7 protein-coding genes and 2 pseudogenes are annotated in these 8,088 nt (G+C 68.1%); 5 read left to right on the forward strand and 4 right to left on the reverse strand.

Translation table 11 applies throughout. The annotated features are described in order from the left end of the window. Positions 1 to 387, reverse strand: a pseudogene (locus IPV08_RS23970) (flagellar motor protein MotB); the annotation flags it as partial. A gap of 231 nt (positions 388 to 618) precedes the next feature. After that, complete coding sequence (locus tag IPV08_RS23975) at positions 619 to 1,629, reverse strand: DUF2865 domain-containing protein (RefSeq protein ID WP_207414322.1); 1,011 nt, start codon at positions 1,627 to 1,629, stop codon at positions 619 to 621. Between the two features lie 151 nt (positions 1,630 to 1,780). On the opposite strand from IPV08_RS23975, the gene IPV08_RS23980 reads away from it, so the two are divergent. Next, positions 1,781 to 2,317, forward strand: coding sequence for a CreA family protein (locus IPV08_RS23980; RefSeq protein WP_200919251.1), 537 nt, complete (start codon positions 1,781 to 1,783; stop codon positions 2,315 to 2,317). Between the two features lie 82 nt (positions 2,318 to 2,399). On the opposite strand, the gene IPV08_RS23985 is transcribed toward IPV08_RS23980, so the two are convergent. Next, positions 2,400 to 2,741: a hypothetical protein gene (locus IPV08_RS23985; protein ID WP_056434739.1), complete on the reverse strand. Its 342-nt coding sequence runs from the start codon at positions 2,739 to 2,741 to the stop codon at positions 2,400 to 2,402. Between the two features lie 368 nt (positions 2,742 to 3,109). On the opposite strand from IPV08_RS23985, the gene cysS reads away from it, so the two are divergent. The 4 genes from cysS to IPV08_RS24005 all read left to right on the forward strand — a co-directional run bounded on the left by cysS (position 3,110) and on the right by IPV08_RS24005 (position 6,804). Further along, the gene (cysS, locus tag IPV08_RS23990; RefSeq protein WP_056434623.1) at positions 3,110 to 4,492 is read left to right on the forward strand and encodes a cysteine--tRNA ligase; all 1,383 of its coding nucleotides are present in this window, start codon (positions 3,110 to 3,112) and stop codon (positions 4,490 to 4,492) included. Next, positions 4,489 to 5,109: a hypothetical protein gene (locus tag IPV08_RS23995; protein WP_207414324.1), complete on the forward strand. Its 621-nt coding sequence runs from the start codon at positions 4,489 to 4,491 to the stop codon at positions 5,107 to 5,109. Before cysS ends, IPV08_RS23995 begins: the two co-directional genes overlap by 4 nt. Positions 5,110 to 5,261: 152 nt before the next feature. Continuing rightward, positions 5,262 to 5,600: a helix-turn-helix domain-containing protein gene (locus tag IPV08_RS24000; protein ID WP_027170965.1), complete on the forward strand. Its 339-nt coding sequence runs from the start codon at positions 5,262 to 5,264 to the stop codon at positions 5,598 to 5,600. Then, positions 5,590 to 6,804 carry a type II toxin-antitoxin system HipA family toxin gene (locus IPV08_RS24005; RefSeq protein ID WP_056434618.1) on the forward strand — a complete coding sequence of 405 codons (1,215 nt, stop codon included), beginning with the start codon at positions 5,590 to 5,592 and terminating at the stop codon, positions 6,802 to 6,804. The genes IPV08_RS24000 and IPV08_RS24005 overlap by 11 nt, the downstream gene beginning before the upstream one ends. Before the next feature lie 269 nt (positions 6,805 to 7,073). Here IPV08_RS24005 and IPV08_RS24010 read toward each other — a convergent pair. Beyond that, positions 7,074 to 8,088 (reverse strand): annotated as a pseudogene (locus IPV08_RS24010) (hypothetical protein); the annotation flags it as partial.

An 8,088-nucleotide genomic window follows, 5' to 3' on the forward strand; every position in this document is an offset into this window, starting at 1 on the left:
ACGGTCGGGCTTCTCGGGACGCTCAGGGCGCGCGGGCCGCTCGGCCGGGGCGCGTTCCTCGCGGGCAGGGGGCTTCTCCTGGCGCGGCTCGGGACGTTCCGCCCTTTCAGGACGTTCGGCCCTCTCAGGACGTTCGGCGCGCTCGGGACGCTCCGCTTTCTCAGGCCGCTCCGCCCGCTCGGGACGCTCGGCTCTCTCGGGCCGGGCCGCGCCGCCACGGGGAGCATCGCCGCCTCCGCGCGGATCACCGCGTTCGGCTCCGGGACCCGCCTGCGCGAGCAGCATCACGCCCGGCCCACCATTGTCGGGGCTGGCCGAAAGGGGGCCCGATAGGATCAGGGCCGGCAGCATGGTGCCGGTCAGAAAGAGCAGGCGGAGGTTCCGCATGGATGGTCACTCACAAAGGTTGATGTGGCCATCGGAACCGAATGGAGCCGGGATGGTTCCAAATTCATTCCCGGATCATTCGCCCGTACTCTGCCGCCCTGCGCGGCCTCAAAGTCGTGGCAGGCAGAGAAAACCGTTCACCGTCAGCGAGTTGCGTCCATGGCGCTTGGCGCGATCGACGACTCCGTGGGGGAATGCTCCCTCGTTCGTTCGGCGTTTCGGCGATGGCCTCTAGGGCGCTATGGACCGAGCCGGCGTCGCGATCATGTTCGGCGCGATAATGCGGATATTGGCGCGCTCTTCGCCGCTAGGGGGGGGCGTCTGAGCCGTGGCTCCGTCGCGAACCGAGCCGGATTCGGACAGGATGGCCCCGTTCCGGGTCGCCGCATCGGCGGCGATGGCGGCCACGGTCTTGTCCGCGCGGCCCGCGAGGGTGACGCGCACCTTCGGCCGCGACATGGCCTCCGCCTGCATCGGCGTCACGAAGATGTCGCCCTTGTGCCGGACGAGCATGCTCTCGGCCTTCACCAGGGACTGAGCCCAGGTCTGGTTCGCCTTCTTGCACGAACAATCGGGCGTGAAGCTCTTCTGGAACTTGAACGCGTTGGCGAGGGAGACGTAGGCACGGCTGCCCCTGATCGACGCGGCCTGTTTCAGGCCATCATCGCCATGAGGCATCGAATAGGCCACCGCCTCTGTGCCGGGGCAGAGAGCCTGGCACAGTTCGTTGGCCCCTTCGCGACCGTCGGGCAGATTGTTCATCGGGAAGTAGGCGCCGTCGCAGGTCCGGACACAGACGACCTGCGCCCCGCCCCGTCCGCGCTGCTCGCCCACGGGGCCGTCCACGACCTTCTGCCCGGTCTCGGCGCAGGAGGATGCAATGGCCGCCGTGAGTTGACGCCGCCGGGCGGCGGTGACTTCGCCGTTCTCCGCGCCGTACCCGGCCTGGAGCGCCCGGATGCGCTGCTCCACCGCGCCGCATTGCGGGGGGCGCGAATCGAAGAACAGGAACTTGCCGCCCTCGCAGCTCAGCGTCCGGTAATACGCCTCCAACCGGCCGATCTCGTTCTGCAGGGCGCGGGCGGTGTTGGCGCCGTCGCTGAGATTGGCGAGCTCGTAGCGGTATCGCTGGCACTGGGCGTTGGGTGCCTGTGCCTGCACGGCTGTCCCGAACGCGATGGCGGCCATGGCGGCGGCGAACGTTGCGACGAGCTTGCGGATCTGTGGAGGGATCAGCGGCATGACCTGTCAGGAACGGGTGTGAAGCTGGGCGGTTCCGGCCCTCGGACAGGGTACGGAAGAGCGCTTTAGCAAAGGTTGTCTAACCGCCCTCGCGAGAGCGGGACAGTGTTCCCACATGCCCATCGACAAACTTGAGGGGAATGGTGTGATGATGTGTCTTCGGAGTCTCACAAGCAGGGCGGTGGCTGTGGGGTTGGCCGGGCTGGCGATGGGCGGAGCGGTGGCCCGCGCAGACGATACGGACCGGATCTTCGACAAATCCACGGTGTGGCGTCCGCTCACCCCCAACGACAAGCTGGTGGTCTACGGCATCGACGACCCGGAGGTCTCCGGCATCGCCTGCTGGTACACGCAACCCGAGAAGGGCGGCATCAAGGGCACGCTTGGCCTCGCGGAGGACGTCTCCGACATCTCCCTCGCCTGCCGGCAGGTCGGGCCGGTGGCGTTCAAGAACCCGAAGGACAAGCTGAAACAGGGCGAGGTGGTCTTCAGCGAGCGACGGTCACTGATCTTCAAGTCGATGCAGATCGTCCGCGGCTGTGACGCGAAGCGTAATACGCTGATCTACATGGTCTATTCCGACAAGGTGATCCAGGGCTCACCCAAGAACTCCACCACGGCGGTGCCGCTGATGCCCTGGGGCACCACCGACGCGCCGCCCCGTTGCGGCGACTTCTTCAAGGGCTGATTCGGCTTTGGAGGCGGCGCCGGCATCGGGCCGGGCCGCCTCGAACGAGCGGGATCGATCCTTGCGGATCAGTCCTTGCCGATCAGTCCTTGCAGGTGATGCGGATCGGCGGCTCGACGGGCTTCGGCGCGGGCGGCTGATCGATGGTGCCGGTATAGTCCTCGGGAGCGGCCACGCCGAAGGAGCCGGCGACGGCGAAGCCTTGGGCCTCGCACCAGGCATCGGCCACGACCTGTCCGCAGGAGCCGCTGCCCGCCACCAGGCATTCGCCGACTCCGTAACCCTCGCCGGCGGGAATCAGGAACGTCTTCTCCACCTGACCGGGCACGCGGGCCGGCTTCTCGCCGTCATCGACGGCCAGGGCGGCGGAGGAAATGAGCGCAAAGGCGCAGAGAGCGCCGAGACCGGCAGCCGAGCGTCGCATGGGCAAGACCTTGATGACGGGATCCACGAAAGGCGGGATTCACCGGATGGGAGGATTCGCGTTTGGGAAAATCTCGGCCTCGTCGGTAAACAAATCCTTTCCGGATCGTCGCGACCTTGACCGAACCTCTCCCGGCGTCGTTCTCGAATTCATCACCGTTTTGGGGTAGCCCAGTTGCTCGGCAGGGTCCGTCGCCTCCGTGCAACACGCAGGGAGCTTGGCATCCGGCCCGTCCGATCACCTCGGTTCGGGGGCACGTGCCTCGCGAATCGTAAAAGTTGATCGGTTCTCGGGATTTAGGGCATGGGGACGGGCGGCCTCCACAGGTGGCGGCACGGTCGCGTTCCAGGGTTACGAAAGACGGTTTCATGGCGCCGATGTTGCGGCTCTACAACACCCTGACCCGCGAGAAGGCGCCGTTCGCGCCGATCGATCCGACGCATGTGCGGATGTATGCCTGCGGGCCGACGGTCTACGACGCGGCCCATATCGGCAATGCCCGGCCGATCATCGTCTTCGACCTGCTGTTCCGGCTGCTGCGCCATCTCTACGGCGAGGCGCATGTCACCTATGCCCGCAACGTCACGGACGTGGACGACAAGATCAACGCCCGCGCGGCCGAGCGCGGCATCACCATCCGCGAACTCACCGACGGGACCCTCGCCGCCTTTCACGGCGACATCCGCGACCTCGGCGTGCTGATGGCCGAGGATGTGAACGTGCCGGGCGAGCGCCCGCGCTTCATCGAGCCCCGCGCGACCGACCACATCACCGAGATGCACACGATCATCGAAGGGCTGGTCGCCTCCGGTCATGCCTATGTGGCGGAAGGCCATGTGCTGTTCGACGTGCCTTCGATGCCCGATTACGGCGCGCTCTCGAAGCGGCCCCTCGACGAGATGGAATCCGGCGCGCGGGTCGAGGTCGCCCCCTACAAGCGCTCGCCCCTGGATTTCGTCCTGTGGAAGCCCTCCAAGCCCGGCGAGCCGTCATGGCCCTCGCCGGCCGGCATCGCCGAGCCGGGGCGGCCGGGCTGGCACATCGAGTGCTCGGCCATGTCGTGGAAGCATCTGGGCAAGACCTTCGACATCCATGCCGGCGGTCTCGACCTGATCTTCCCCCATCACGAGAACGAGGTGGCCCAGTCGCGCTGCTGCTTTTCGACGGACGTCATGGCCAATGTCTGGCTCCATAACGGCTTCCTCCAGGTGGAGGGGCAGAAGATGTCCAAATCGCTGGGCAACTTCGTCACCCTGCGCGAAGTGCTGAAGGATTGGCCCGGGGAGGTCGTGCGCCTCGCCATGCTGAAGACGCATTACCGCCAGCCCATCGACTGGACCGTGCGCGGGCTGGAGGAGGCGGCGAAGATGATCGACCGCTGGTACGGCATCGTCGGCGACGTGACCGCCGGACCCGAGGCGCCGGCCTCGGTGGTGGAGCCACTCCTCGACGATCTCAACACCGCCGCCGCCCTCGCCGAGCTGCACCGCCTCGACGACCCGGCGACGCTGAAGGCCGGGGCGGGTCTCCTCGGCCTGCTCGCAGGCACGAAATCCGCGCGGGAGGATAAAGCCATCGCCGCTGCCGGCGTCGACGTGGCGGCCGTTGAGGCCGCGATCGAGGCCCGCCGCGCCGCCCGCGCCGCCAAGGACTGGCCCGCCTCGGACCGCGCCCGCGACGCCCTCGCCGCCATGGGCGTCACCGTGAAGGACAACAAGGACGGCACGACCACGTGGAGTGTGGTGCCATGATCGCCCCCTCGGACCGGCAGCCCATCGTCGTCGCCGATGCGGGGCCTCTGATCCGGCTCACCGCAGCGGGCATCCTCGATACGCTGCGCGGTCTCAACCGGCGGATCGTACTGGTGGACCGGGTCGAGGAAGAGGTGGTCGGTGACCTCTCCAAGCCCTTTGCTGCCGAGATCGCCGCCTGGATCGATGGCCTCGGCGAAGCCGCGCTCCGGGTGGAGACCGTGGTCGGCATCGGTGTCGCGGCCCTGCGCGCGCGGCCGCGGACTCCAGCGGGGGATGCCTTGCTCAAGTCAGCCCTGCGTGATTCCGGCGAACAGGCTCTGCGCGAGTTCGTGGCGCATTGGCACCCGACCGAGGCGAGTTCGGCGGTCGTGCTCTACGAAGATCGGAAGGTCGCGACCCTCTTCCTCGACGTGGAGTTCCCCGTGACGCTGATGACGACACGCGCCTTCGTGGCGACAGTGACGCGCTGGGGCACCAATCAGGACGCGATCGCCGCCCTTGAAGCCATTTCCGGTCTCTATGACTTGAAGCCGGCCCTCGTCGGTGAGATCGACCCGAGCCAGCCCGGCGACCTGCGGACGTTACCGCAGCCGATGCCACCGATCCGAACTTGACCGGCCGTCTCCCCGCCCTTGTTTGGCGGCATGAACCTATACCAGTTCGTTCCCCGTCGAGAGAGACCCCAGATCCCCCCTTCGGCAGGAAAACCGACCCAGAATAGAAAACATACTTTCATCTAAGCTGCCTGAGATGCAAGGATGGCGGCATGACGAACGAACGCTCGGCACATGCGCCCTTCGAGGTTTCGGAGGGTCTTCGCGAGATCGGGCAGGCCATCAGGGCCGCGCGATTGCGCCGACGTCAGCCCGCATCCGACCTCGCGTCCCGCGTGGGGGTCTCCCTCCCGACCTTGCGCAAGCTCGAGAAAGGCGATCCTTCGGTTTCGCTCGGCGTCTTCGCCAGGGCCGTCTGGACTCTCGGCCTGTTCCCGGCCGTGCGGCGCGCGGTCAGCCCCGAGAACGACCATCTCGCCGCTTCCATCGAGACCAGCCGCCTTCCCAGCCGTGCGCGCCGCCCGCGCGACGTGAACCTCGATGACCTCTGACATCTATGTCCATGTCCGCCGCGAGGACGGGGCCACGGACCTCGTCGGCCGCTACCGGCTCGTCATGCCGGCGGCCGGTCGGTCCTATGGCGAATTCGCCTATGTCGGGTCCTGGCTGAAGAACAGTCATGGCCGGGCTTTCGCCCTGGACCCGGAACGCTTGCCGCTTCAGCCGGGGCCATTCAGGAGCACCATCCGTGGCCGACTTCCGGGCGTCCTGGCGGATGCCACTCCGGACCGTTGGGGGCGACGGCTCGTCGAACATCGTCGGCCTCACGATTCTCCCCCGATGATGCCGTCTGACTGGTTGCTTGCCCCCGGGGATGAGCGCGTCGGCTGCCTCGCCTTCTCCGAAACCCCGGCTCCCCCGTCACCGCGTCCGGGCTACGCGGCCACGGCCGATCTCGACGGCATCGCGGACGGGTTCGAGCGTCTCGAACGAGGCGAGGCGGTCGAAGGGCTGGCGGCCCACCTCTGGACGGCGGGCATGAGCATGGGGGGCGCCCGACCGAAAGCCGTCATCGAGTACGAGGGGACCTTATGGATCGCCAAGTTCCAAAGGCGGGACGACACCTACGACCAATGCAGCGCGGAGCACGCGACGATGCGTCTGGCATCCTGTTGCGGGATCGACGCCGCCGAAACTCGGGTTCTCGCCGTCGGGCCTCGCAAGGTCGTCCTGGTGAAGCGCTTCGACCGCGATGCGGCCCCCTACCACCCGACATGCCACTACCTGAGCGGATTGACCGCGCTCGGATTGGATGAAACCTCCGATTCCGGTACCTACCCCGACCTCGCCATGTTCCTCCTCCGGCACGGCGCGCGTCACGTGTCCGACCGCCATGAACTGTTCCGCCGCATGGTGTTCAATGTCCTGTGCGGCAACCGGGACGATCACCTCAAGAACCACGCCTTCCTCCGATGCGGCGACGGGTGGCGGTTGTCCCCGGCCTTCGACGTGGTCCCCCAACCGGATATGGATCCCCAGCAGGCCATCGGCGTCGGTCGATCCGGGAGCTACCCGACCACCGGAAACTGCCTGACACGGGTCGAGGATTTCGACCTCTCGCGGGACGAGGCTCGAGACATCGTCGCCACCCTCGCCATCCGCATGCGCTCCTGGCGTGCCGACTTCGTCGCCGACGGAGTCGACGATGCGACGGTCGAGCGGCTCGCACGCGCATTCTCGAAAGACCTCGACTGACCTCAGGCGCGGCGGGATTCCGCCGAACGCGCTGAGGACGACCATCGGTCGGGATCAGCGCCGATGGATGCAAGTCGATCTCAGCGAGGACCGACACGAGGTCCGGGCTTATCTTCCCGTTCCCGGGATAACCCGCTTCAGCGACAGGGTCGGCCCGGATGGCAGTTCGGGTTCCCGCCCGATGGCGGAGCCTGCCTCTGCTGGCGCTGAGCCGCCTGCTGTTGCTGCTGCATCATCTGTTGCCGCTGGGCGGCCTGTTGCTGTTGTTGCTAGGCCTGTATCTGCTGACGTTGCATCATCTGCTGGCGCTGGTGCATCTGCTGGCGCTGGGCCTGTTGCTGCTGCTGCTCCATCTGCATGCGCTGTTGCTGGCGGTTCTCCTGGATCTGAAGCCTCTGCTGCTGGCGTTGCAGGGCCTCGGAATCGGGGCCGCGTCGCGGCGGCTGGCCGGGCGCCTCGCGATTGGGGTTGGCCGGCTCCCGTCTGGCGCGTTCGGGGCCGTTCGGCTCGAAGCCCGGCCGGGCCACCCGATCACGGCCCGGACGCCCCTCGCGGGCGCGGTCGCTTTGCGGCTGGTCGAGGGTGGGACGCAGCTGCGGTCGTTCGGCTTTGGCGGCGGCGCGGGCCGCCTCCCGGCGCTCGATCCGCTCCCGGCGCAAGGCTGCGCGGTCGGCGGGATCGGCGTTGCCGCGTCCGGCTCCGGGGCCGGCGGAGTTCACCGCATCGGGCGGAGCACGACGGTCGGTGGCGGCCTTCCGGTCGGGCCCGGTCTTGCCGTCCCCCTGGCGCACGCGGTCGGGCGGTCCGCCGACGTCGCCGGACGGGCGCGTGTTCGCGACCGGCCTCGGCTCGGGCAAAGCCTTCGGGTCCGGCCGCGCGGCGCGCGGGTCTGGGACGCTCAATGCGGGGAGCGGGCGGCCGATGCGGGGATCGTTCGGTCTTTCGTCGCGGGCGCCCGGCGGCAGGCCGGGGCGGTCGCGGCGAGGGCCGTCGGCGTTGGGGCCGGCGTCATGACGGCCGGCGCGGTGCGACAGGGAGGGCGGCAGCGCCACCCGGGCGGCCAGGGCAGCAGCGCCGAGACCGGCCGCACCTCCGATGATCGCGGCGGCCGAAGGTCCGCGAGGCCGCTCGATGACGCGCCGGTTGATCTCGTTGATCACGACCGTGTTGTGGATGTTCCGGTAGATCACGTTGTCCGGCGGCGCGACGATGTAGGCGGGGGCGCTCACATAGGCCGGGACCGGCTCGAAGAGGGGGACGGGGAGGGCGAACAGCTCGTCCTCG

Source organism: Methylobacterium sp. SD274 (assembly GCF_017355285.1).
Classification (GTDB): domain Bacteria; phylum Pseudomonadota; class Alphaproteobacteria; order Rhizobiales; family Beijerinckiaceae; genus Methylobacterium.